At 39.7% G+C, this 24,137-nt stretch carries 20 protein-coding genes; 5 read left to right on the forward strand and 15 right to left on the reverse strand.

Going from position 1 to position 24,137, the window contains the following annotated elements:
* Nucleotides 1-13 precede the first annotated feature (13 nt).
* Both ACOAOT_RS12830 and ACOAOT_RS12835 read right to left on the reverse strand, forming a co-directional pair.
* Nucleotides 14-505: a YehS family protein gene (locus tag ACOAOT_RS12830; RefSeq protein ID WP_420217332.1), complete on the reverse strand. Its 492-nt coding sequence runs from the start codon at nucleotides 503-505 to the stop codon at nucleotides 14-16.
* Between the two features lie 52 nt (nucleotides 506-557).
* A complete protein-coding gene (locus tag ACOAOT_RS12835) occupies nucleotides 558-2,009 on the reverse strand; it encodes a DEAD/DEAH box helicase (RefSeq protein WP_420217333.1) in 1,452 nt (483 codons plus the stop codon).
* 180 nt (nucleotides 2,010-2,189) lie between these two features.
* Here ACOAOT_RS12835 and ACOAOT_RS12840 point away from each other — a divergent pair, with 180 nt between their 5' ends.
* Entirely contained in the window at nucleotides 2,190-3,095 is a 906-nt protein-coding gene (locus tag ACOAOT_RS12840) for a hypothetical protein (RefSeq protein ID WP_420217334.1), read from the forward strand.
* A gap of 67 nt (nucleotides 3,096-3,162) precedes the next feature.
* Here the strand turns inward: ACOAOT_RS12840 and ACOAOT_RS12845 are convergent, their stop codons facing one another.
* The 13 genes from ACOAOT_RS12845 to ACOAOT_RS12905 form a co-directional block, all read right to left on the reverse strand.
* Entirely contained in the window at nucleotides 3,163-4,899 is a 1,737-nt protein-coding gene (locus ACOAOT_RS12845) for an RICIN domain-containing protein (RefSeq protein WP_420217335.1), read from the reverse strand.
* Nucleotides 4,900-4,984: 85 nt separating this feature from the next.
* A complete protein-coding gene (locus ACOAOT_RS12850) occupies nucleotides 4,985-6,085 on the reverse strand; it encodes a GGDEF domain-containing protein (protein WP_420217336.1) in 1,101 nt (366 codons plus the stop codon).
* A gap of 155 nt (nucleotides 6,086-6,240) precedes the next feature.
* Nucleotides 6,241-7,314, reverse strand: a complete 1,074-nt coding sequence (gene ytvI, locus ACOAOT_RS12855) for a sporulation integral membrane protein YtvI (RefSeq protein WP_420217337.1) — start codon at nucleotides 7,312-7,314, stop codon at nucleotides 6,241-6,243.
* A 25-nt stretch (nucleotides 7,315-7,339) separates the two neighbouring features.
* Complete coding sequence (locus ACOAOT_RS12860) at nucleotides 7,340-8,608, reverse strand: hypothetical protein (protein WP_420217338.1); 1,269 nt, start codon at nucleotides 8,606-8,608, stop codon at nucleotides 7,340-7,342.
* A 99-nt stretch (nucleotides 8,609-8,707) separates the two neighbouring features.
* Nucleotides 8,708-10,309 (reverse strand): arginine--tRNA ligase, encoded by a 1,602-nt coding sequence (gene argS / locus ACOAOT_RS12865; RefSeq protein ID WP_420217340.1) that lies wholly within the window; start codon nucleotides 10,307-10,309, stop codon nucleotides 8,708-8,710.
* Nucleotides 10,260-10,406 (reverse strand): SH3 domain-containing protein, encoded by a 147-nt coding sequence (locus ACOAOT_RS12870; protein WP_420217341.1) that lies wholly within the window; start codon nucleotides 10,404-10,406, stop codon nucleotides 10,260-10,262. The genes argS and ACOAOT_RS12870 overlap by 50 nt, the downstream gene beginning before the upstream one ends.
* 287 nt (nucleotides 10,407-10,693) lie before the next feature.
* Nucleotides 10,694-13,198: a winged helix-turn-helix domain-containing protein gene (locus ACOAOT_RS12875; RefSeq protein WP_420217342.1), complete on the reverse strand. Its 2,505-nt coding sequence runs from the start codon at nucleotides 13,196-13,198 to the stop codon at nucleotides 10,694-10,696.
* A 200-nt stretch (nucleotides 13,199-13,398) separates the two neighbouring features.
* Nucleotides 13,399-14,379, reverse strand: a complete 981-nt coding sequence (locus tag ACOAOT_RS12880) for an ABC transporter permease (protein WP_420217343.1) — start codon at nucleotides 14,377-14,379, stop codon at nucleotides 13,399-13,401.
* A complete protein-coding gene (locus ACOAOT_RS12885; protein WP_420217344.1) occupies nucleotides 14,376-15,116 on the reverse strand; it encodes an ABC transporter permease in 741 nt (246 codons plus the stop codon). Before ACOAOT_RS12885 ends, ACOAOT_RS12880 begins: the two co-directional genes overlap by 4 nt.
* 15 nt (nucleotides 15,117-15,131) lie before the next feature.
* Entirely contained in the window at nucleotides 15,132-16,070 is a 939-nt protein-coding gene (locus ACOAOT_RS12890; protein WP_420217345.1) for an ABC transporter ATP-binding protein, read from the reverse strand.
* A 100-nt stretch (nucleotides 16,071-16,170) separates the two neighbouring features.
* The gene (locus ACOAOT_RS12895; protein WP_420217346.1) at nucleotides 16,171-17,106 is read right to left on the reverse strand and encodes a phosphotriesterase family protein; all 936 of its coding nucleotides are present in this window, start codon (nucleotides 17,104-17,106) and stop codon (nucleotides 16,171-16,173) included.
* 112 nt (nucleotides 17,107-17,218) lie between these two features.
* On the reverse strand, nucleotides 17,219-18,181 hold the full coding sequence (locus tag ACOAOT_RS12900) for an alpha/beta hydrolase (protein ID WP_420217347.1): 963 nt from the start codon (nucleotides 18,179-18,181) through the stop codon (nucleotides 17,219-17,221).
* The gene (locus tag ACOAOT_RS12905) at nucleotides 18,165-19,142 is read right to left on the reverse strand and encodes a helix-turn-helix transcriptional regulator (RefSeq protein WP_420217348.1); all 978 of its coding nucleotides are present in this window, start codon (nucleotides 19,140-19,142) and stop codon (nucleotides 18,165-18,167) included. Before ACOAOT_RS12905 ends, ACOAOT_RS12900 begins: the two co-directional genes overlap by 17 nt.
* Nucleotides 19,143-19,323: 181 nt before the next feature.
* On the opposite strand from ACOAOT_RS12905, the gene ACOAOT_RS12910 reads away from it, so the two are divergent.
* The 4 genes from ACOAOT_RS12910 (at nucleotide 19,324) to ACOAOT_RS12925 (ending at nucleotide 23,940) form a co-directional block, all read left to right on the forward strand.
* Nucleotides 19,324-21,063, forward strand: coding sequence for an ABC-F family ATP-binding cassette domain-containing protein (locus ACOAOT_RS12910; RefSeq protein WP_420217349.1), 1,740 nt, complete (start codon nucleotides 19,324-19,326; stop codon nucleotides 21,061-21,063).
* A gap of 203 nt (nucleotides 21,064-21,266) precedes the next feature.
* On the forward strand, nucleotides 21,267-21,911 hold the full coding sequence (locus ACOAOT_RS12915) for a flavodoxin family protein (protein ID WP_420217350.1): 645 nt from the start codon (nucleotides 21,267-21,269) through the stop codon (nucleotides 21,909-21,911).
* Between the two features lie 109 nt (nucleotides 21,912-22,020).
* Nucleotides 22,021-23,301 carry an acyl-CoA thioester hydrolase/BAAT C-terminal domain-containing protein gene (locus tag ACOAOT_RS12920; RefSeq protein ID WP_420217351.1) on the forward strand — a complete coding sequence of 427 codons (1,281 nt, stop codon included), beginning with the start codon at nucleotides 22,021-22,023 and terminating at the stop codon, nucleotides 23,299-23,301.
* Between the two features lie 84 nt (nucleotides 23,302-23,385).
* Nucleotides 23,386-23,940 carry a MarR family winged helix-turn-helix transcriptional regulator gene (locus ACOAOT_RS12925; RefSeq protein ID WP_420217352.1) on the forward strand — a complete coding sequence of 185 codons (555 nt, stop codon included), beginning with the start codon at nucleotides 23,386-23,388 and terminating at the stop codon, nucleotides 23,938-23,940.
* The last annotated feature ends 197 nt before the right edge of the window (nucleotides 23,941-24,137 follow it).

Below are 24,137 nucleotides of genomic sequence, written 5' to 3' on the forward strand. Positions count from 1 at the left end.
TTACCTTCTATTATTACTTCCTGGAGCGTTCTGCAAGACCCTTTAAGAAAACTCTGACATAACGGTCCCCACAAACCTTATAATTGCGTTGGCCTTCTCTCCTTAACAGAGCGCTTAATTCTCCGTTTGACAGTTCTGCTCCCCCGGCTTTAAAAATTGCAAGCATATCATCGCCGGTCAAAGCCAGAGCTATTTTAACCTTCTTCAGAAAAATATTGTTTACATTTCTATAATCATTGATCATGAAATTCTTATTATCCCCGGATTCCCCTGGCTTTTCTTCCTTTGCTCCCCGTTTAAAGATAATGAAGCCATTTAAAAATGATTCCAGCATACGATAATTACATATCTGATTATTCCCATCACTGCCCTCATTGGCTTTCAGCATATCCTGTACATTGGTTTTTGTAAGAACTACTCCGCCCAGTTTGAAAATTTCCACCATATCACTATCCTTGATATCCAGTGCATATCTTAATCTCTTCAATATATCAATATTTTCCATAGGAACCCCTTTTGTGTTTGATTTTATATTTTAGCTTTACTATAACACGCTGCTAATATTTATCCAATGCTTTTGTTACCTTTAATTGTTTCCCATTGATCGGGGTGTGACTCATAATTTCCAGCACCATAGGGCCTTTTCCATTTAATATCTCCACATAGGTAAGGGTATCCTGAATTGTTATGATTCCGATATCTTCCGCCGACATGTTTTCTAAATTGGACAGTACTCCTACGAAGTTGGTTGCCCTTAATTTCTTTTTCTTCCCACCATTAAACCTCAGTTTCATAATGCCTTTGTTTAACTGATCGCTTTTTAACTGTTTTATCTCAGGAGCTGCTTTTAATTTTTTATCAAAATTAAGCCTTGCCTGGGATACCTCTGCTTTTTCATATCCTGCCCGCTGCCGAATGGGAAATCCGATGAATTCTTCAATCTGCCGTACGAAACGCGCCTGTGAGGAAGTCGCCAGCGAAACCGCGTTTCCTTTCCGCCCAGCCCGGCCTGTTCTCCCTGTCCGGTGAACATAGGTTTCTGCTTCCAAAGGAATATCATAGTTAATTACAAGGGAGATGTCATCCACATCAATCCCCCTGGCTGCAACATCCGTAGCCACCAGATACCGGTACTGCCCTCTTTTAAACCGCTTTATTGCAGAGATCCGGTCTGCCTGTTCCATGCCGCCGTGAAGCTTCTGGGGGTGGTAATTCATCTGTTTTAGCCGTTCCCATACAAGATCTACCCGGTCTTTTGTGCTGCAAAAGATGATACAGCTATCCGGATTTTCCATAATTGTAATATCCGTAAGCAGTTCAAACTTTTCTTCCTCAGACGTCAGAAAAAGAGAATGATCGATATCTGCTGCCCCGTTACTGTCCTCGTGAATATCGATCTGAACCGGCACCTTGTGCTCACTTAGTGATAACTCTTTTATCTTCTGAGGCATTGTGGCTGAAAACAGCATGGTCACTCTGTCTTTAGGCAGTTCATTTATAATTTCTTCCACCTGATCGATGAATCCCATATCTAACATCCGGTCAGCCTCATCGATGACCAGACAGCTGATCTGGCTTAATGGCAGAGTCCCTTTTCTGATGTGATCCATCACCCGGCCGGGAGTTCCCACTGCCACGTGGGTCTTCTGCTTTAATTCTGTCTTTTCAATGGAAATTGGGTGACCGCCATAAATTGCTGCTGCCTTTATTCGTTTAAACCTGCCAATATTAGTAAAATCCTCCTTCACCTGAACCGCCAGCTCCCTGGTAGGTGTGAGAATCAGTGCCTGGGGTTTATTTTCCAGCCAGTCAATCATCTCACAGATGGGAATTGCATAGGCAGCGGTTTTCCCGCTGCCTGTCTTTGCTTTCACAATAAGGTCTTTTTTTTCTAATGCCTGTGGAATCACACGTTCCTGAACTTCTGTGGGTATTTTATAATCCAAAACGCAAAGTGCCTTTTGAATATCGTCGCTCAAAGAAAAACTGCTGAAATTGTTATGAATCATTATTGTTCCTCTCATTTCATTCATACGGTGCAGTCACATAGTTTTAGTACCGCATGTAACATTCTATCATTTCACAGGGAAACTAACAACTGTAACTTAAGCCTTTATAAAAAATCTGTATTTACAGCCTTTTATATGGTACAATTCCTATAGAATAAAAATGAAAGCAGGAATCTAAATTTGAAATCATATAAAAAGATGTTTATTATTGTACCTTTGTTGGTTTTATGTCTTATTTGCGCCAGTTACGTCGTAACAACAAAATTTATAACTTCCAATAATCATACTGTACCTGCAGAAGAATCTGTCAGCACAACAACGAAACAAGAAGAGGTTTCTACTGCTCCTGTATCCACTACTGGAACACCTGTAAATTCTACCGAAGAAACCACTGGCGATGCGTCAAAGATTCAAGATATCATTAGTGACCAGACTACAAGCGTATTTGACGGAGCGGTTGGCGAACGCAATATTGGGATGGCAATCTATAGAAGCGGCAGTGAATTAACAGCTTCTTTGTTTACAGCGAATGAAAAAGATCCTGAAACCAAATTACTTGGTACACTGAATAAGGATACTTCCTCTTTTGTATTGACCAGCGAGGATGGCAGTATCACGTTTGAAGGGACTTTAAGCCCAGATACGTCAAACGGCGACCGATTGACAGGAACATTTAAAAATACTAAGGATCAATCAGAAACTGAATTCCATTTAACCCTGTCTCATTCAGTTGGCAGCCCCCTGGAGGGACGTTATCCCCTGGTTGATGCAGATGCAGCAGACGTTGAAAATTTTGCAAGACAAATAAAGTTAAACATTATGGAAGATAAAAGACAGGAGTTTGCAGATCTCATTAATTATCCAATCAACGTAACCATAAATAATAAGAAGATAAGCATTCAATCTTCTGAGGAATTTATTCAACACTATAACGATATTATTACATCCGATTTTAAAAACAAGTTATCAGACAGCTATACGAAATATCTTTTTAGCAATAGTATGGGAGTAATGCTTGGAGATGGTGAAATATGGTTTGATAAGTTTCATGATCAGGGATTTAGAATTTATGCCATCAATAATTAAATAGGAACGCCATAAGAAATGAGCACCCTGCCATCATCTGGAACAGGGTGCTTATTAAATTTGTCTCTTATGGAGCTGTAATCTGCCACTGCTGATTATACCCGTTGTTGCTGCTCCACTGAATTACATTTCCACCATCATCTACAGAGCCCTTCTCCACATCCAGAAGCTTTCCGCTGTTAATATTTACAACATTGTAATAGCCATTTCCCAGATCGATTAAATTCCATCTCTGGTTATTCTGCCCGTTATCCGTCCACTGGATCACGTCTGCTCCGTCTGCAGTAGAACTCTTATAAACGTCCAGTACTTTACTGCTCTTAGCATTGCTCAGCTTATATCCATTTCCTGTATTGGTTATAAGCCATTTCTGATTACTCTGACCGCTATAACCCCACTGAATCACATCTGCTCCGTCAGCGGTTGATCCGTTGGTCACATCCAGGGCTTTCCCGCTGCCCCTGTTGACCAGTTTATAAGTCTCACCGGAAACTATTCCAGTATTGGCTCCAGTGCCAGGAGTAATAAAGATCCGATAACCCGAGCTATTGTTACAGCCAGATACAGTAACGGAAATCTGCCCGTTTACTACCGGATAATTGGTTGTAGACACAACCACCGGTCCTCTGGATACAGTATCTTTGCTCACCCAGTCGATCTTCTCTACTTTTACAGATGCAGTGGAACCGATAAAGGAAGGAATGTTTTTAAAGGTTGTATTAACGGTTCCGTCATTAGGACCTCCAAAAATAAAGCTTACGTATTTTCCATTAGAATCAACGCAGGCTGCTCCATCCACCAGATCGCTGTCATCATTTGGGGGCGTAACAGAAACAATGTTTCCGGTCATATCCCCGTACCATTTATAAAAATACCAGCCCGCTCCTTTTTCCGTATTGGTCGCAAGAAGACTGCCAAGTCTTCCGGGAGTGGGTACAAACCACCAGGTAATACAGGCACTTTCAATCTTATGACGCTCGAATTTTGCGATAAAACGGGCAGAAGAACCCGGCTGACCTTCCAGATTATGATCCGGATCGCAGTATTCATTAATGCTGATTGGCAGCGGCGCGATACCAAGGGAAGACTCTAATGCCCGGTATGTTCTGATATTGGGTGCAATTGTCTTCGGTCCACCAGACAGTTCATGCCAGCTCATAATATCCGGAATACAATTATTTGCTTTACAGTAGGTCAGGAACTCTTTCATGCGGGTATTGTTGTAATAACTCTCGCAGGGGCCTATAATTTTGGCGCCTGGATCATTGGCACGGATTACATCATAGGTCTGCTTCCACATGTCGTTAAAACTGCCGTTAGACGAATTCCAGGTTCCTCCCGGCTCATTCCAGATTTCATAACCATAATAATTATTGCGGCCAGATGCTTTCTTATCCTTAATAAATGATTTCACCTGATTGAGCCAGCTGGTCATTCCCGGCCACTGGTAAGGCCAGCCCGGAAGCATGTCTGCCAGATCAATGGATACTCTGGCGCTGGGCACAGATGAAAGCTTCTGGGAAACCAGAATTGCATCTCCAAAGGGATGCTGGTTCCCGTTTCCGCCTCTGGCGGGATTTCGTAAAACATAGGGATTTAATGGTGCTACAAGACCATTTACATCTGCTGGAATACTCTCTGTCATCCCATACAGAGAGCCATTGGCACAATGAGTTACTTCTCTGAGTACATTGGCACAGTCTACTGTCATTGAATTTGCTGCCAATGCCGGTATTTCCAGCATCATGGATAATACCAGCATAACACTGAGTACAAAGGCCAACACTCTTTTCATTTTCAACATAAATACTCCTCCTTCATTTTCTGCTTGAATGCATTCGCTCTATAGAAAGTGAAATAAGTTGAAAATGTAAACTGAAATTATTTTTTTACATACCATCTCCATAAATAACTGTTTTGTTCTTACCGGTAGACTTGGCCTGATACATTGCCTGGTCAGCGATATGAAATAAATCTCTGGGCTGGCATTCGCGCTGAGATGTCTCTGCAATGCCACAGCTAAACGTAATGCTTCCATGTTCAAAAAACTCAAACTGATGGGTTTCGAATATACGCTGTATATCCTCCACTAAAAGCTTGGCCTCATTCGATGATTTATTTGGAAAAATAATAGAAAATTCCTCTCCGCCATAGCGGCATACCTGTCCCATGGCCGAGCAGTGAGACCGAAGAAGCTGGGATAAATAAATCAGTACTATATTTCCATTGTCATGCCCCCAGGTGTCATTGACCCTTTTGAAATTATCAATATCAATCACTGCCACTGCCAGTGGAAATTGTTCTTTTTCGATTGCCATAGATAAGAGATTGAAAAAAGTACTCATGTTATATAAATTTGTCAACGGATCATATTTTAACTGTTCCTCAAGCTGGGACTGTTTGATAAAACTTTCTTTTATCAGCATGTTTTTTTCATATTCCAGCCGGAAGAGATATCTTGCTATAAAATAAGAGCTTATTAGCAGATCCAGGGTGATGAATAAATCAACATATAGCAGTTTATCATCTGCTCTGCCGTCGATAGAGCCGAAATAAGTACTGATGCATATGAGGAAAAAAGATATGATCGTAATATTTCTTGTCATTTTTTTATCCGAAAACATGATGGTTATGTAAACAGGGAAACAAAGACTGCAGGAAAGAACTGCGTAAACATTATGCACACTGGACATGACAAAGCAAATTCCAGTAAGCGTCAAAACAGAAATATAGTTTTTAGACTGTTCCGAAATATGATCGGATTCTACTTTTAATTTGCCAAATATACATATGGCAAAGTTCAGGGAAGAGGGCAATACAATATACAGCAGCAGGTATGGTACAGAATCCAGTTTTATCATTCCTGGATACTTTATCATAAGTAGATACGACATAACGATTTCTATTACCAGATTTACAAAAGTAATAAAAAAAGCTATCTGAATAAATGACTTTCTCCATTTTTCATACAATGTGCCAAATTTGTCCATAAGTGTTCCCCTCAGATGTTTTGCTTATTATTGTATGTCGGCAACGGAAATGTTTCAACATAAATTTCTAAAATATGACCATTTTCGTAAAATATTTTCGTAATAAATAAAAGACAGGAAAAAAACGTATGCTGCCATACGCTTTTTCCTGTCTTTTATTTGTACAACTTAATTGTATTAGTATCATTTAAATGGCAAAGCAGAGAAAAAAATACAGGAAAGCTGATCATTCCTACAATACCAAAAAGCTGCGCACCTACGAACATGCTTACCAGGTCAACAATTGGGTGCAAACCAATTTGACTGCCCACAATCTTAGGTTCCAGAATGTTACGGATCACTGTAATAAACAGATACACCAGGAGCAGCCCCAGGGCTAACGGACCATTTCCCTGAATAGCTTCGATCACCATCCATGGAAGCATAATCCCGCCGGTTCCAAGCACTGGAAGAATATCAAAAACAGAGATAGCGATAGCAATTAATATTGCATTTGACACACCGATGATGGTAAGCCCAACGGACAACTCCACAAATGTAATAGTCATAATAAGGGCGTAGGATCTGATATATACAAACAGGATATCTACCACATATTCCTTTATTTGCAACAACAATCCGACTGCCTTATCAGATAACTGGCGGGCCATAAATTCAACCATAAGATCGTAATCTCCTGCAATAAAGAAGGTTGAAATAATCATCAGCAGGATTTTGACAAGTATTCCAGGCAGCAGGGAGGCGTATCCGGTAAGTGTCTCCACAATCCGGACAGATAAGCTGGTAACAAGTTCGCCCACAGACTGAACAAACTGGGCAAACAAGTCATTAAGAGTTTTTACAAGAGCAACATCCATACGGGAAACCGTATGCTCAATCCCTTTAAAAAGGTAACCAAGAGCAGGTTCCATCTGGTTCGTATAGATGGACGGCAATGCCATAACCATATCTACTGTGACCGAAACCAGCTTAATTCCAACCAGAGCGATCAGGATACCTGCCGTGCTGTAAAATACCAGAACCAAAACCATGGCAATCAGCTTATAAGGAAGCTTTGTTTTCCCAGCAATCCATTTTGCCGGTATTTTTAAGATATAAGCGATTAAAAATGCTGCTAAAAATGGAGAAACCAGCCCCAATGCATATCGGATGGTAATGGTCACTAACAAAATAATCAATCCACAGTAAATCAGGTTCACTATAAATCGTTTTTGTTTTTCGTAGTCCATATGTTTCCTTTTCCCATTGCATTAATTAATTATAGTTACCATTCAATTTCAGAACAACCTTATCAAGAAAAGAAGATATCATATCCCGGTCAGCCTGGGAACCAAAAAGATTGACACTCAGAACAGGATTATTATCAAACGTAGATACCGCAAGCTGAAAATAGGGGCTGTATTTAATGGAGCCGGTCATATAAGCTTTTGTAATCTGCAGCTCATCAAAATAAAACTGTGATTTATCAATGATTCCAATATTTGTAAAGGCAATCAACGCATTATCAAAGCTTTTATTTACAATGCTTTCTGCCAGCTTATAGGGCAATACATCATATACTTTTTCCATCACCAGCATACTTTTTATACAGGCGATACTGGATTTTTCTTTTTTCATACTATCTCTGACTTTTAAAAGAGTATCTTCAAAAGATGTTCCTATATCAGACCCGATGTCGCAGGTAAGATTGGTACAGAGATTACAAATACTTTCTGCTTTATGATCAGGTAAATATTTTCTTAAGTCAACCGTACTGGGTATTGCAAATACATAACCAAATGTTTCATATAGAGTGTGGATATATGCTGTAAGTATCATATCATTTATGGTAGCAACATGCTTCCTGGCATATTCTTTCAGGCTTAGAAAGACTTCTTCAGGGATGCTTCTGATTTCAATAAAGGGGGTGCTTAAATCTCCCTCCAGTTTTAACTTGGCGGGATCATGAGTGGACATGTCGTTCTTACTCAATAAAATTTTTATTTTGTCTTTCCATGAAAACCTAACAGTGATCTGTGATAATCTTCTGCTTCCCAATGCAGATGGATGATAATCTGCATTTTCCCTGATTTTGTTGTAAATGCTGCTTAGCAGATACAGATAGTCTTTAAATCCTGCCGCATCACACAGCATGTGGTTCATTATTATGATAAGGGTATCCGCGTTTGTATCTCGGATCACCTTCAGCTTTATCTGAGGTCCTGTTGGTGTAATAATTTCTGAAACAAGGAACTGATTCACGGCCGTCTCAACGTCTTCTGTTTCAATCAAAGTCAGCATTTCAGTGGTGGTATTGCTGCAATACTCCCAATATGGACGTTCTTTGCCCTCATTAAAACCACATTTGAGCAAAGGGTACGCTTCTGCTGACAGATCAACCGATTTTTGCAGCCGGATCATATCTAATTTACCATCAAATGATGCAAGGAAATGTAAGGTATGATCATTTATCTCTTTAATCTGAAACAGATGCTGTAAGCTGTCCCACGCTTCCACTTTATACCGGACATGCGATTCCCTCATTGTCGTCACCTTATAATTTTCCTTCCATCGGACTTCCTATATTTGTATATGCTCTTTTTCCTGATTATACCACGTAATTTGAGTTCTGCCCCTATATTCTTACATTTCTTCGGGACATGCCATACCAAGCAGACCGCAGGCATCCAAAATGACCTTTTGAGCCAGATCTGTCAGAACAATCCTTGCCTGCTTTGTGCTCTCTTCCGCCTGTAAAATTGGGCATTCGTGATAAAACTTATTAAATGCTACAGCGACAGTTACTAAAAACCTCGCAATAACAGAAGGTTCATAGCGCTCAGCCGCCTTCTTTACGGCTTCCTCATAACCGGAAAGCGCTTTGATCAGTGCGTACCCCATATCTTCCGTCAATGCATGAAAATCAATGTTTTCATAATCAGCTTCCTTACTATTCTTTCTCATTATGCTTTTGGCACGTGCATAGGTATACTGAACGTAAGGGCCGGTAGTTCCATCAAAGCTTAATACAGCTTCCCAGCAAAAATCCACGTTTTTAATTCTCTGATTAAACAAATCATGAAAAATAACTGCGCCAATTCCTATTTTTTCAGCCGTCTGTTCTTTCTCTTTTAAATCCGGATTTTTATCCTGAATTGCTTGAAATGCACGTTCAATAGATTCATTTAGGATATCCTCTGCATAAATTATATTGCCGCTGCGGGTAGACAATTTCGCTCCTTCCAGGCTTACTAAGCCATAAGGAACATGAATCAGAGTATCCGCCCAGTTGTATCCCATTACTTCAATTGCTTTAAATACCTGTTTAAAATGTAAACTCTGCTCCAATCCTGTTACATAGATACAACGATCAAAGTGATACGTTTCCTTCCGATATAAAACTGCAGCTATATCCCTGGAATGATAGATGGAACTGCCATCGCTTTTGGTGATAAGACATGGCGGCATATCATATTCTGACAAATCAACAATATCTGCTCCCTGGCTCTTCTTTAACAACCCTTTGCTTTTCAGTTCTTCTACTAAAGCAGGTACTTTATCCCGATAAAAGCTTTCGCCGGCATAAGAATCAAAGGTGATCCCCAGCAGATCGTACACACGGGAATATTCCTTTAAACTAATCTCCTTAAACCAGTTCCATATCTCAATGGCCTCCTCATCGTTTTGCTCCATCTTTACAAACCAGTTTCTAGCCTGGCAAAGCAATTCAGGATCTTTTTCTGCCTCTGTATTAAATTTTACATAAATCCTAAGTAATTCCTCTATTCCCTTTTCTTTTACGGCGTCTTCACCACTCCATTTTTTATATGCCACAATCAGCTTTCCAAACTGGGTACCCCAATCGCCCAAATGATTGATGCGTACAACATGAAATCCCAGTTTTTCATAGATGTGGTACAGGGAATTGCCAATGACTGTAGTACGTAAATGTCCCACATGAAAATTTTTTGCAATATTAGGGGAAGAATAATCCATACAGATGGTTTTACCTGTTCCAGTCTTTTTAAGCCCAAAATCAGGACTATTGATTTTTTTAATCCAGTACTCCACGTATTTATCACGTTTCATAAAGATATTCAAATACCCATTCACCGCCTCTGATTTTTCAATTCCCAGTTCTTCCTGTACTTCCTTCAAAGAAGCGTTCAGTTCTTGTGCAATTCCGGCAGGATTCTTATGCAATACTTTTGCAAAAGAAAAACATGGAAGTGCGAAATCCCCCATATCGTCCGTCCGGAGGAATTTCCATAACCGTTATCACATCCTGTTCACTTACATTTACCAGTTTTTTTGCAATCCATTTACAAATTTCTTCCTTCATATCTGACCTCCATTTTTTCATTTTCTATAAAAGAATAAAAAAAGAACCGCAAAAGATCAGCGAATGCTGAAACAATTACGGTTCTGCTATAAACTATGAACCGCACAGAAACAAGACGTATCAATCCTGCAACCGTGCGAATGTACTTTGCATCAGTTACAAGAGTTTACGTCTATCTCTGCGTCTTAAGCTGTTCATGTAAAATGGTTTCATAGTTTAATTCCTCTCAAAAATGTTGTTTTCATTCTACTTTAAAAAAACTGTTTTTGCAAGTACTAATATAGCGATTATAAAAGTCCGTCTTTCCTAGCCTTTTCTACAGCCATCATACGGGAGGAAACACCAAGCTTTCCAAAGATACTAAGTACATGGGTCTTCACCGTGGCCTGGGATATACAGAGATTCTCTGCAATTTCCCGGTTTGTAATGCCAAGAGACAGCTGGCTTAATACTTCCTGTTCACGGGCTGACAGCATCTCTATACTGTTTTCCTTAACTGTCTGACCCCCGCAGATCATTATAATGTCACTTAAAAATGAGATTTCCTCTGAACTCATTAATTGTTTGCCAGATGATTTCTGATATAATTCCTTCAGGAAAGGCAACAGAGTGACACGGTCAAGATAAAACGGCATAAGTATCCGGTCTTTGTATGAGTAATGAATTGCTTCAACCAGCAGATTGGTGATCTCCCGCTGACTCCCCCCTCCTGGCATATGGGAAAGCATCACTATTTTAAGAATACCAGCTTCTGTCAGACGAAGCATATTATGATGCAGACGGGAAGCAGCCAGTATGTCCTCGGTTTCTTTCAAGGCCTCTTCTGCCTTACCCCGCTGAAACAGAATTCGGGCACGAAGGAGTTTCATAAACGGCTGCTGCTTATATTTGGCTGCAGTTTTAAGCTCATTCAAAAAGCGTTCTGACAGGCTCTCTGACAGCCTGTTAATACAGGCAAGCTCATAGAGCAGACGTCCCAGCGAGAGTACACTGTAATTGGGATACTCCGATAAAATCCCCTCTACATAAGAAACCGCTGTATCATTCTCACCGCTTAGAAACTTCATTTCAGCCAGATGATAGGCTAATGTCATGTCCGTAATATCTGCATGAATATGACGCTCAGTAAGCATCTGCCTGGTTTGTTCCAATACGCCCTTTGCCTGATCCAGTTCCATTCTGCGCATATAAACTCCTGCTAAACCAAAATAATAGTTGGTATCGATACCCATCAATCCGCTGACTGTTTTCAGTATCTCTTTCGATTTGGTGTAGCAGGAAAAGCAGTCAGTTAGCCGTCCCATTTCTTCGTAAACCTGGCTCAGCTGATTATAAGCGAAAAAGCCGATAAACGAATTTAATCCGGAAGCAATCTTAATTCCTTTTAAGATACAGGCTTCCGCTTCCTCATAATTCATTCGATCTAACAAAGCCCCGGCATTTTCAATGAGCAGTACCGCTTTCATAACGGGTCCAAACGGAATTTGTTCCATTTGCTCATCCGTCAGTGCAGGACATTGAGGCAATATCCCATCTTTGCTGGTAAAATAGATTTGAGCGAAGTCAACAAAACGAAATAAATCAGTGTCCTGATATAGTTCTTTGAATTTTTCGTAAATAACATGGCATCGTTCTGTGTTTATATTGCCCAGATTATAAAGAAAGCACTGGGCAGCAAGATCCGCATCCTGGAATAAAAGCTCTATGGGAACCCGGTCAAGATAGTTCCAGGCTTCTATTCTGCCTTCCATTAATTTGGTGATACGCAAAACCTCATTATAATTACCGGCCTCACAATGTTCCTGTAAAGCTTCCTCATAATCACCTTTATTCTCAAATGCCTCTGCTGTTATTTTGTAACATTCTGATTTTTCCTCATCCGGAAGGCATAGAAACTGCTGTTTTAAATATTCGGATAAAATGTTATGGTAGCGATAGATTCCGTTCTGCTCGTCCAGACAGATAATGAACAGATTTTTCTCCATAAATCGTTCCATCATCTGGTTAAAATCCTGTTTTGTTAAGCTATGAAACAGGTTTTGGCAGATCTCCCCATCAAAATAAGAAAGATATCCGGTTTTAATCAAAAAATCCTGCTCCGGTTCAGTCAGAGCATCGATAATCTCACGGGTGAGATACTGGGACGCAATCCCCCCTCCAGCACGCAGCAGCTGACCGGAATATTTACCCGCTGCTTTTGCTGCTGCCGCAAGCTGCAGGCCTCCGATCCAGCCTTCCGCATAATCATTTAACTGATAGAGTTCCTCTTCACTTCCCACCAGCTTCATCGTATCTTTTAAAAAAGCAATTCCTTCTTCCGTGGTCAGCTGCATTTGTTTTCCATCAATAAACATCAAGCGGCCGGATACTGCCATTGGTCCCAAATATACAGGCGGGTCTTCCCGTGACAGCATGAAAAAATGAAAATTAGAAGGCATTGCTTCAATGAAAAACTCAAAGGTTCTGACAAGGGCTTCATCACGAATACATTGAACATCATCCAGTACCATGTAATATTCCTCGTCTCCCCACAGCTGGTTAATCAGGGTGATCAGCAAATTCTCCATGTGTTTGGTATCCGGATTTGTTCTTAGCAGATTAAAAAGACTGCCCTCATCCTTCAAAAAAGGACTGACTGCTGCTGTAAAATAAAGCCAGAAGGAATACACATTGGTGTTGGAAGAATCCAGAGACAGCCAGCATACATTTTTCAGTTCCTTCTTCTGGATAAATGATGAGAGCAGGGTTGTTTTGCCGGTGCCGGCACCGCCGCTTAAAAATATTATACTCATATCCCCACACTTAGTAAGCTGTTCAAATAACCCCTGACGCACAATATAATTTTTCCTGGGTGCCGGTATTTTTAATTTTGTTGTAAGAAGTAATATGTCTGAGGAGTGCTCCATTGTTCATTCACCTGTCATGTATTTGTCCCTATTTATTTCTATCATTGTAATCCAGTTCATTCGCTTTGACAAGAAATGTCTCATTTTTAAACCCTTTTTATATATTTCCTCTGTAAGCAGGCACAGGAAATCACAAATAAAACCATAGAAAAAGCAATTACATATACAATGCTAAAACTATGATGCCATGCCTCTCCCCGTTCTAAATATTCCACAAAATCCATCAGCTGCTTTTGAGGAAGTATTTTAATCACTGTATCCAACACAATGTTTCCTTTACTAAATAAATAAAAAGTTCCCGCAAGCATGGAAGATAAAACAATAATGGACCTGCCAAGCATGGATGCATTATCCGGTTTACTGATTAATGTATTTAATAGCAGGGCAAAAGAAATGCCAAAAAAGCCCATTACTAAAATCAGACCAGCATACTGTAAAAGGGTAAAGCCTATGTTAAATCCCAAGAATTTTAATAAAACAAGCAACATATATTCGGGCAAAAACATGGACAGGCAGAAAATACAGTGAGCGGCCAGATAAGCGCTAAATGAAACCGGCGCTACTGTAATACGCCTCAATAGTCCCTGCTCTTTATCATCTGCAAAAGCAAACAGATTGGCAAAAACCTCCATCAAAAGAAACATCATCATAAATCCAATCATATTTGAACCGACCCCACGGGCATTTTTACGATCCTTAAGGACAGCATCGGGATTACGAAGCATTGTATCAACCATGTTTTTATAATCATCACTGCGAAGTGTTTCGATCTGATAATCACCATCTTTGCCAATTGTCACATAAGCATCATATTTCTTCTCTACCAAGGCAGAAACCGGCGGCTTTACTGTTGAAACAACAATATCAAATTCTTTGGAATTGTAAGGTAATATCCCCTCAGATTTGTCCGTTACCAGAACTATATGGCCTCTCACCTGTTGTACATCTGTCAAATGAACAGCCAGAACCATGGAGGTAAGGGTGAATGCTGTTAATAAAATAAACATAGACAGGCGTGGGATTGTCCGCTCATAGATATTTTTTATAATCGTTAAAAAGGTTCTCATAAATAATCCTCCGTTCTGAAATAAAACCCGCATCCCAATGTCAGCAGGACAGAAAGCACCAACGCAGTAGTAAATACCGGCCAGAAATATCTCAGACTGTCATCACAGGATAAGGTAAAGAAGGCTTCATTAAGCCATCTCACAGGTGATATTTTTGTAATCAGAGACATCAGGCTTCCCATTCCATCAAGAGAGAAAAACGTACCTCCCAAAAAGCAAAGCAGATTAATTACTGTATTTAACAATGTACTGGTTGTTTCTTCACAATGGAACACACAGCAAAAAAAGATTCCAAAAGCAGATGCCACTAATTCTACCGGAGCCATTAAGAGAATAAAAAATACCGGATTACTTCCAAGGCTTACATGGAGAAGCGGGCACAAAATAAGCAGCAGCATTGTATGCAGAATATAATTAAAAAGAAAGGAGGCTGCCAACTTAGAAAAATAAACAAAGAAGCTTCCAACAGGGGAATAAATAATACGAAGGTTAGCCCTTTTGATATCCCGTTCCATAAAACAGTTAGAGGCGGTCATCGCCCCATTTAACATTCCATATACAATAAGAGAAACTGTATAATACTGATATGCGGTGTTACTGTCAGCATAATCCCCTCCGCATAAATAACCCAGAATCAATATTAACAAACCTGCAAATGCAGTATTATACCCTACCAAAACCGGGTTTTTAAATAAATTGACCAGATCCATTTTTAAAATTACCATAAAACGACGCATAAATATCTCCCTTTCTCAGTCACGCAGTTTGCGTCCTGTCAGCTTTAAGAAAACTGTCTCAAGACTTGCTGCTTCGCTTGTAATATTGCGTATTTTTTCGCCATGATCACTTAACAAGGCGATGATCCGGTCAAGATTTTCCACCCCTTTCAGAGACGTGATTTCAAAGGTATTACCATCTATTTTTACAGATTTAACACCTTCCACAGCAAAAAACTCATCATGCCCAATTGTCCCATTTTCCTCAACTTCTATGATATACCTTTTTTCGTTCTCAATATCCTCTTTCAGACTCTCTTTGGTTCCTTCTGCCAGAATTGTTCCATGATCCATTATGATAATACGTGACGAGATTACTTCCACTTCTTCCATGTAATGAGTCGTATAAATAACTGTCATTCCCTGATTCTGAAGCTTTTTAATGGAGGAAAGAATATGATTTCGGCTTTGGGGATCGATTCCAACTGTAGGCTCATCCATAATCACCAGTTCCGGGTGGTGGGCAATGGCGCATGCAATATTAAGCCGCCGCTTCATTCCGCCTGAAAAGGTCTTAACTTTATCCTTTCTGCGGTCTTGTAATCCAGCAAAGATAAGTGCCTCCTCTACCGCGTCATCCAGTCGGCTGCCGTAAAGTCCATAAAGAGAAGCAAAAAACCTCAAATTGCTTTCTGCGCTTAACTCTTCGTAAAGGGCTATATCCTGTGGTACAATTCCAATCGACTGTTTGTAGCTGCGCAGTCTTTCACTGATTTTATTACCTTTGAAGCGAATCTCTCCTTCGTCACTTCCAAGTACAGCGGTGAGAATATTAATGGTAGTACTTTTGCCCGCTCCGTTAGGTCCTAAAAAACACAGTACCTCTCCCTTTCGGATCTCAAAGCTGATTCCCTTCAGAACAATATTTTCTTTAAAACTCTTTTTTAGATTACTGACTGTCATTAGATTATCCATGGCAATTGTCTCCTTTTCGTTTACTATGGATATCATACGGTATTACAGAAATAAAAAAATCAACCGTTTGGCTGATTGTAACGGTTGATTTATTTTTTATCTAATCCACATCATAGAAATTTGCTGGATTTTCTGTCATGATGTGAATTATTTCCTGCCTGCTTATTCCGTTGGCAGAACAATAAGGAATAAATTCGTCAAATATGGTTGTACAGGGATGATCAGCCATGGATTCTTTCCCCTCTGAATAGAAGTCGTAATCCTGGGATAGCAGTACCTTATGGCCGTAATTAAGTGAAATAATATAGTTCAGCAGTTCAAACTCCCAGGCACTTTTCCCCTTCCTTATGGTATCAATACCAATCCACATCCCCTTTTTCGCTGCCAGTTCTACCGTATCCCTGTTAGCCTCGTGATCTGCGTGGGCCCAAAGAAATTTGTTATAGTCTGCATTAACCCCATCCAGTACCTGTATCACTTCATGAACCATTTCTGCCTCTATGATATGGCAATGCACAGGGATACCTGTCTCTTTGCTGGCTCTCACCGCCGCAATCAGCATAGCCTTATCTACGCCTGACAGTCTGCCCTTGTCAAGCAGCAGTTTGATATGTCCCGGCCGAATAACAATGCCATCAATTGTGTCCAGACCTTCTTTAAAATCCTTTATCCAGCGGTTTGCCAGCTGTTCTTCAAAATGATCGGGAAATACGTCGTAAAGCTGTTTTGTCATGTTCCAGCCAGTGCAGGCAATGATATGCAGATCTGTCTGTTCTGATAAAGCTTTTAACATTCTGACGTTTTGCCCACCCATTGGAGGCGACGCTTCTACTATACTCTTTCCGCCTCTTTCCTTTATATCAAGCATGACCGGTATAATATAGTTCATGTCGGACTCCAGGTTTTTCAACTGATACTTTTTGTCAAAATACATGCTGTTTGCTATATATTCATCTGTCTCCCACTTAATATGCTCATGGCCTAACGTAATTCCAAGTTCTTCTTTATGAATAGTTCCTCTCACCGTATAAATCATATGGATTCCTCCCACTTGCCTGTATTGGCATTTTTTAATAACATCAGCATAACAAATAAACTCTGACATAAGAATGTCAGAGTTTAGAGTGTAATTTATTTTTATATCTGCGTTAATTCTTTAAATTTGCTGAAATAAATTCTTTTGCCAGTTCAGCTATTTTATCCGCATTCGTCCAGTGCAGATAATGCTCCCCCGCAAGCGTTTCAACTTTTTGGATGGAAGGGTTGGTTATTAACTGTTGGTGAAGGGGTAACCAGTAATTATCGGTATCTACTGAATCCTTAGCTAAAATTGCAAGAACAGGGAGATTATCGGGATATTTCACATCATATAATTCTTCTGTATTTTTATTTACCGTGTTAAATTCATTGATTACTGATTTATTCAGACTGTTCCATGCTGTAGCCATTTTTTTAACCTTAATCTGCTCTTGCGTATAATTATTATTTTCGTTCTTACTATCCCAGGCATCCGGCAAAAGATATGAGACATCTCTTATGATCCCCAATGTGTTAAGCAACGTTAAGCCGTGAGACATATCAGGATCTTTACTGATTTTTGTCTGATTGGGCACTGATTCATCAATTCCGATGATTGCTTCCACTTCATCCGGGTATTTCATTGCATAATACAGGGAATATACCCCGGATATTGAATGAGGCATTAAAATATACGGTCCCTTTATTTCTAACTGGTTCAGTGCGGTTCGTATTTCATTTACTATATTTTCATTGGAGCGCTCTGCATTTGTTGTATCGCTGAAACCATAACCAAAGGACTCAAGAATAACAACTTTATAATCTGCACTTAATTGATCTGCCAGGGGCATGAAATCTGTTATTGGTGATGCGGTTCCTAAGCCGCTCAATAAAACAATTGTCTTCTCTCCCTGCCCGGTCACATATGCCTGCATTTGCTTTCCATTAATATCGATGGTTTTTCCGATTTTATATTTGTTTTTTTCCATTGACGTAAGAATTTTGTGAGCCAATGCTGAGATTATTAAAAGAACAACGATTATCACAAAGAACCAAAGTATTATTTTCCCGATTATTCTAATTACTTTTTTCATCTGCTAAGCTCCCTGGTGTTATAGTTTGATATTTCCCGGATAGTGTATTACTTAACTGTTTTATTTCTTCCAAAAATTCTTCCGGCTTTAAAGCGGTCACCTTTTCCGGATGGCATAATACCAGTTTACATATTTCATCCTTATAAGGAGTCCTGACAGTAAGATGTATTTTATTGTCTATGGATCGGGTCACGGCATTTTGGAGATATACATCATCCTTGATAATCCTGTATAGAGACGGATCTAACATCAGTTCATAAGTATTCCACCGAAACTTATCATGCTCTGCCACAGGCAATTCCCTGTTTATAAAATGATTTTTTTCATCCAGACATGTAACTGACTCAATCCGGTCAAGGCGGAATGTTCGCTTTTCTTTCCTCAAATGACAGTATCCACTGATATACCAGCCTCCATCTCCGAACTGTAGCTCTAAGGGAGAAAAACGCCTGATTTCTGTGTCATTCCGCTCTGGGTGGTAATAACTAATCTGCAAATCCCAGGATTTCCACAGTGCCTCTAATATTGGTTTTAAAACATCCTCCGCGTAACCCATGGGTATTATCCGCAATATGTCAAAATTTATGTGTGACAAGACCTGGGATGCCTTTTGTCTTTCTTCATCCGGTAAAACATTAAGCAGTTTGCTGCTTAGAAGGTTATAATCGGCTGCCATGTTTGGGATGCGAAATTCTTCTCCTGCTTTTAACACCATTAAAAGCATTAATATTTCCTGCTCACTCAGTTTAATGCTTGGCATAAAATAGGAGGAATCTATTTCGTACCCCCCTCCCAGTCCCTCATAGGAAATAATGGGAACACGAAGCTGACTGAGTGCATCAATATCTCTGTAAATAGTCCGCTCACTCACCTCAAAATAATCAGCCAGCTCTTTGGCCGTCATTTTTCTACGTATTCGTAACAAATGAATGATTCCATTCTGTCTTTCCGTTTTTTTCATTCCATTTACTCTCTATTCATTTTCATTTGATATACAATCAATATCATACCATTCCAATGAAATAATTGAAATAATTATTAAAAGATGGTATGCTACCAGAGGTAATCTCGAAAACTGTTATTAGTGGAAACAACATTGACAATACAGTGATGGGATGCCGCATATTACATGGAGGACTTACATGATAAAATTTGATAACCTGTCTTACTCATTTCCGCAGAAGGATTTATATCATAACATTTCGTTCACTTTAGAAGACGGCCAGCACTGCGCCTTTATAGGAACCAGCGGAAGCGGAAAAAGTACGCTGATTCATATCCTTATGGATCCCGATAAATATATGTTTGATGGAAAACTGGAGATATCCCCTAATTGCAGAATTGGATATGTAAGCCAGTTCTATGAGCGAGACGACGCAGAAGATATAACGGTTGCCCAATATATCGGTGCAGAATTTACAAAGCTGCAAAACGAAATAACATCCATCTGTACTGAGATGGAAACTTCATCAGACATTGATAATCTCCTGGAAAAATACCAGCAGGCTCTGGATGCATTCCAGGCAATTGACGGAGATAATTTTGAAACCAACATGAATAAACAGTTAGGTCTGGCAGACCTTGGAAAGCTGGAAAATCTTCCTGTCTCCCAGCTCAGTGGCGGCGAGTTCAAGCTGGTCCAGGTAATCAAGGAGATGCTGACCCAGCCTAATTTAATTATTATGGATGAACCTGATGTCTTTCTGGATTTCGAGAATTTAAATTCTCTTAAAAACCTGATTAATTCACATAAGGGCACGATGCTGGTTATTACACATAACCGGTATTTATTAAATCATTGTTTTAACAAAATTATTCATCTGGAAAATAAACTGCTTCAGGAGTTTGATGGACGGTATATTGATTATAACTTCACTTTGCTGCAAAAGAAAATCGAATTACAGGAACTGGCTGTTGCTGACACAGAAGAAATCCAGAGAAATCAGATGATCATTAACAATTTAAGATCACTGGCTACCACGCATACAGAAGCGGCCAGAGGAAAATCATTAAAAGCGAGAAAGAAAATCCAGGAACGGTTAATCGCCCGAAGAATTCAGGCACCATTTGTGGAAATCAAACAGCCGGATATTCACTTTACCGTTGCCAATGAGTTGGAAGATACTATCGTATTAACTGTCAAAGATTACAGTGCGGCATTTGATGAAATACTTTTAAATGATGTTAACTTTGAAATAAAATCCACAGATAAAGTTGCCCTGATCGGCCCCAACGGAACCGGTAAAACTACATTACTCCGTGATATCTATAAAAACAGCAAAGATTCCATAGAGATCAATGAAACCATTCAGACAGCCTTTTTATCCCAGCTTCAGGGTGAAATGCTTGATGAGTCTGAAACAGTATTGGATTATTTCTTCCGCCTTGGGTTTCAAACATACGATGAAATCAGCTCCTATCTTTCCAGCTATACCTTTGATGAATCGGTTCTTCATCAAAAAATAGGAGCCCTGTCCGGCGGCGAAAAAAATATACTTCAATTAGCCAAAATTTCTGCTGGTAAAGCAGACCTGCTGCTGCTTGATGAGCCTACCAGCCATCTGGACACCTACTCACAGATCGCATTGGAACAAGCCATTGCAAACTACAAGGGTGCAGTTTTAATGATCTCCCACGATTTTTATACCATCGTAAACTGTGCGGACTATGTCTTAATCATTGATGATAAGACAATCCGGAAAATGAGCATGCGTAAATTCAGACAAATGATTTATGCCAGACATTTTGATAAAGACTATTTAGAATTAGAGCAAAAGAAAAAGGCAGTGGAAACAAAAATCGAACTGGCCTTAAAAAACACCGATTTTGAACTTGCGAAGGGCTTATCCGAAGAATTGGAAGCTATCATTGAGCTCCTTTAAATTACTGTCATACATTCTCCACACGGAGCGGTACTTCGTTGTATTGCTCCCTGTGGATTTAACTGCCAGATTACAGTTCTTTTAACATCCACTCATCCCCCCTGCTAACAAAAAAGTTAGTATCTAACAACAATGTTCATACTTCTCCTGTTGATTATAAGGATATATAATGGATCTATAAAATCATGCAGGAGGATATCACTATGAAAGTAATCGCAATCAACGGAAGTCCCCGGAAAAATCACAATACGGCTGTTCTTTTAAAAAAAGCTCTGGAGGGTGCCCAGGAACATGGTGCCGAAACGGAGCTCATCCATTTGTACGATCTTGACTATAAGGGCTGTACCAGCTGTTTTGCCTGTAAGAGAAAAGATGGGCCATGCTATGGAACCTGTGCCTGGAAGGATGATTTAAGTCCCATTCTTTCAAAAATCAAAGAGGCTGACGCCACTATTCTGGGTTCCCCCATCTATTTATGTGATGTTACCGGACAAATGCATGCTTTTCTGGAACGCCTGATTTTCCCTTATGTTACATACACAGAGGGATACAAAAGCCTCTTTGAGCGAAAGATTAAAACCGGTTTTATTTATACCATGAATGTGACTGCCCAACAGATGGAGGAACGGGGCTTTCGTTCAACATTAGGCGGAATCGAAAGTTTCCTTGAAAGGACCTTTGGGTATAGTGAAGCACTGTTCTCCTATGATACTTATCAGTTTGATAATTATGAAAAATATGTTGTGACCGTATTTGATGAGCACCATAAAGCTCTGGTCAGGGAAAAACAATTTCCAAAGGACTGTCTCATGGCTTATGATATGGGAACACGTTTTACCATGCAGTAAAAATTGGGTGATCTCTTAGATATTTAGACAATACATTGACTTTATTTCGTAATGGGAGTATTCTATTATTAGACAGTATATTGTCTTTTTATCATAAGGAGGATTTATCATGAAAGTAGAAGTAGAGAATCAGGAAGCATTGGCAGATGAAAAAATCAGAATCAGAATTTTCGATTTACTCCCATACAGTCAGTTACGGGTAAGTTTAAAAATGGAACTCCCCTGGTGCAGTGGGGAAGGATTTTCTTCTTATGCTGTTTTTATTGCTGGCGAATCCGGAGAAATTGACCTGGATACTGCGATTCCTATAGAAGGAACCTACAAGACAGCAGACAGTATGGGACTTATCTATTCATTAGAACAAACTAAATCCGAAGGGAAGAATATTGGTGAACATATCTCGGTAGACAATCCCATTCTTATGAACCTGCTATTTGAAACTTCTGATGACAAGAAAGAGGTACAGTTAAAAAGGTGTTTTAAAACCGACGATATTCAGATTAAACCGATTCATGGCGATTTTACCGGTCAGCTTTTTTATAAAAAGGACTCGGGAAATAAAACTATTTTAATGCTTGGCGGATCTGACGGGCATATGGAAAGCCTGTTTCTTATGGCGGCACCCCTTGCCTCAAGAGGATTTAATGTACTGACTGTATCCTATTTTAATTCTGAGGGACTGCCGGAAAAGCTGGAGGAAATTCCGCTGGAATATTTCGAGAAGATTTTTAACTGGTTAGAGACCAGTAAAATTACTGATACAAAAGATATTTATATTCACGGTACTTCCAAGGGAGGAGAACTGGCTCTTCTATTGGCTTCCAGATATAAACAGATTAAGAAAGTGGTTGCTGTGGAACCACACACCTATTGTTTCCAGGCTCTTGACGGTTTAACGAACGGAAAAAATGTATCTTCCTGGTCCTACCACGGAAAATCAATTCCATTTATTCAGGTAGATAATAATATTTTCTTTGAGGACCGAAAAAAGCACATGGAAAAAGGAGTTCCGTTCGGTTTTACCAGCACTTACAGAAAAAGTATTGAAAATGCAAAAAACCGATGGGAAGCACGTATTAAAGTGGAAAATTCACAGGCAGATATTCTTTTGATCTGCGGAGAAAAAGATAATATCTGGAACAGCCATGAAGCATGCAGGGAAATTATCAATCATTTAGAAAGCTGTGATTACTCTCATCATTACGAAATAATGTCCTTTGAGAATATGGGGCATCCTCTGCCCATCCCTTATATCATTCCATTAAACTTCACTTTAAATATACCAATGGATGACGGTGTTTTTACTTCTGGCGGAACTCTCGAAGGAAATGCCAAAGGCCAATATGAGTCCTTTCAAAGAACAATTGAGTTCTTTCAACAGAATTCTTGACCGCTGTCTCCCATGGCTATATAATAATAGACAACATATTGATTATATACCATAAAAAATGTTAGTGAGGTTATGATAACTGCCATGGATTACGATAAAGAATTCAATCTATTATATCTGATGGAACAGGTTTATTCCTGTTTGATTTCTGTTTCAAACAAGCTGCAGACAACCGGTGATAAATATTGCGAGCCGCTAACATCCAGACAATATATGACTGCGCTTGCTATCCTTCATTTGCCGGAGGATGAAACAACAATCAATAATATTGCCGGTAAATTAGGGGCGACCAAACAAAATATGACCCAGCTGGTAAACAGCCTTTGTAAAAAGGGCTTTGCTGAGATTATCCCCAGTCCCAAAGACAAAAGAGCCGTGAACGTACATTTAACTGAATCAGGCCTCAAAACCTTAACAGACTGTGGCGTCAGTGTATCCATTGATTTTATGGCAGACACGTTTAAAGCTTTTGATGAAGAAGAACTTAAGACCCTATGGAAGCTGCTGAAAAAATTATACCGTTTTGACGGCGTGGAACTTGATGGGCTGGAAGAGAATGTAAATGTACCAAATGCGTTTAGCGATGAGGAGATAAAAGCCGCAATAAGCAGATTCTCAAACAGAAGAAATACTCTTTAATACACGGAGATTTCCTCCAACACCATTTTGTCCCTGTTTCATATACTATATTGAGGCTTGTTTATTTATGAGCAGGCCCATTCGTATTTTTAAATAAATGCTCACATCATCGCGTCGAATCCGCCTACCCTCCTTAACTCCAAAAGCATCTACCCCCTCATCACCCACAGGACATGCAAATTGGAGAACAAGGGTTT

Source organism: Lacrimispora struthionigena (genome assembly GCF_048627165.1).
GTDB lineage: Bacteria > Bacillota > Clostridia > Lachnospirales > Lachnospiraceae > Lacrimispora.

Coding starts and splice junctions, on each gene's coding strand:
- ACOAOT_RS12915 (WP_420217350.1), top strand. CDS start 21,267: ATGAAAGTAATCGCAATCAACGGAAGTCCCCGGAAAAATCACAATACG.
- ACOAOT_RS12890 (WP_420217345.1), bottom strand. CDS start 16,070: ATGGATAATCTAATGACAGTCAGTAATCTAAAAAAGAGTTTTAAAGAA.
- ACOAOT_RS12870 (WP_420217341.1), bottom strand. CDS start 10,406: ATGAAGGAAGAAATTTGTAAATGGATTGCAAAAAAACTGGTAAATGTA.
- ACOAOT_RS12860 (WP_420217338.1), bottom strand. CDS start 8,608: ATGAGGGAATCGCATGTCCGGTATAAAGTGGAAGCGTGGGACAGCTTA.
- ACOAOT_RS12835 (WP_420217333.1), bottom strand. CDS start 2,009: ATGATTCATAACAATTTCAGCAGTTTTTCTTTGAGCGACGATATTCAA.
- ACOAOT_RS12830 (WP_420217332.1), bottom strand. CDS start 505: ATGGAAAATATTGATATATTGAAGAGATTAAGATATGCACTGGATATC.
- ACOAOT_RS12850 (WP_420217336.1), bottom strand. CDS start 6,085: ATGGACAAATTTGGCACATTGTATGAAAAATGGAGAAAGTCATTTATT.
- ACOAOT_RS12895 (WP_420217346.1), bottom strand. CDS start 17,106: ATGATTTATACGGTGAGAGGAACTATTCATAAAGAAGAACTTGGAATT.
- ACOAOT_RS12905 (WP_420217348.1), bottom strand. CDS start 19,142: ATGAAAAAAACGGAAAGACAGAATGGAATCATTCATTTGTTACGAATA.
- ACOAOT_RS12900 (WP_420217347.1), bottom strand. CDS start 18,181: ATGAAAAAAGTAATTAGAATAATCGGGAAAATAATACTTTGGTTCTTT.
- ytvI (WP_420217337.1), bottom strand. CDS start 7,314: ATGGACTACGAAAAACAAAAACGATTTATAGTGAACCTGATTTACTGT.
- ACOAOT_RS12875 (WP_420217342.1), bottom strand. CDS start 13,198: ATGAGTATAATATTTTTAAGCGGCGGTGCCGGCACCGGCAAAACAACC.
- ACOAOT_RS12845 (WP_420217335.1), bottom strand. CDS start 4,899: ATGTTGAAAATGAAAAGAGTGTTGGCCTTTGTACTCAGTGTTATGCTG.
- ACOAOT_RS12920 (WP_420217351.1), top strand. CDS start 22,021: ATGAAAGTAGAAGTAGAGAATCAGGAAGCATTGGCAGATGAAAAAATC.
- ACOAOT_RS12925 (WP_420217352.1), top strand. CDS start 23,386: ATGGATTACGATAAAGAATTCAATCTATTATATCTGATGGAACAGGTT.
- ACOAOT_RS12880 (WP_420217343.1), bottom strand. CDS start 14,379: ATGAGAACCTTTTTAACGATTATAAAAAATATCTATGAGCGGACAATC.
- ACOAOT_RS12910 (WP_420217349.1), top strand. CDS start 19,324: ATGATAAAATTTGATAACCTGTCTTACTCATTTCCGCAGAAGGATTTA.
- argS (WP_420217340.1), bottom strand. CDS start 10,309: ATGGGGGATTTCGCACTTCCATGTTTTTCTTTTGCAAAAGTATTGCAT.
- ACOAOT_RS12885 (WP_420217344.1), bottom strand. CDS start 15,116: ATGCGTCGTTTTATGGTAATTTTAAAAATGGATCTGGTCAATTTATTT.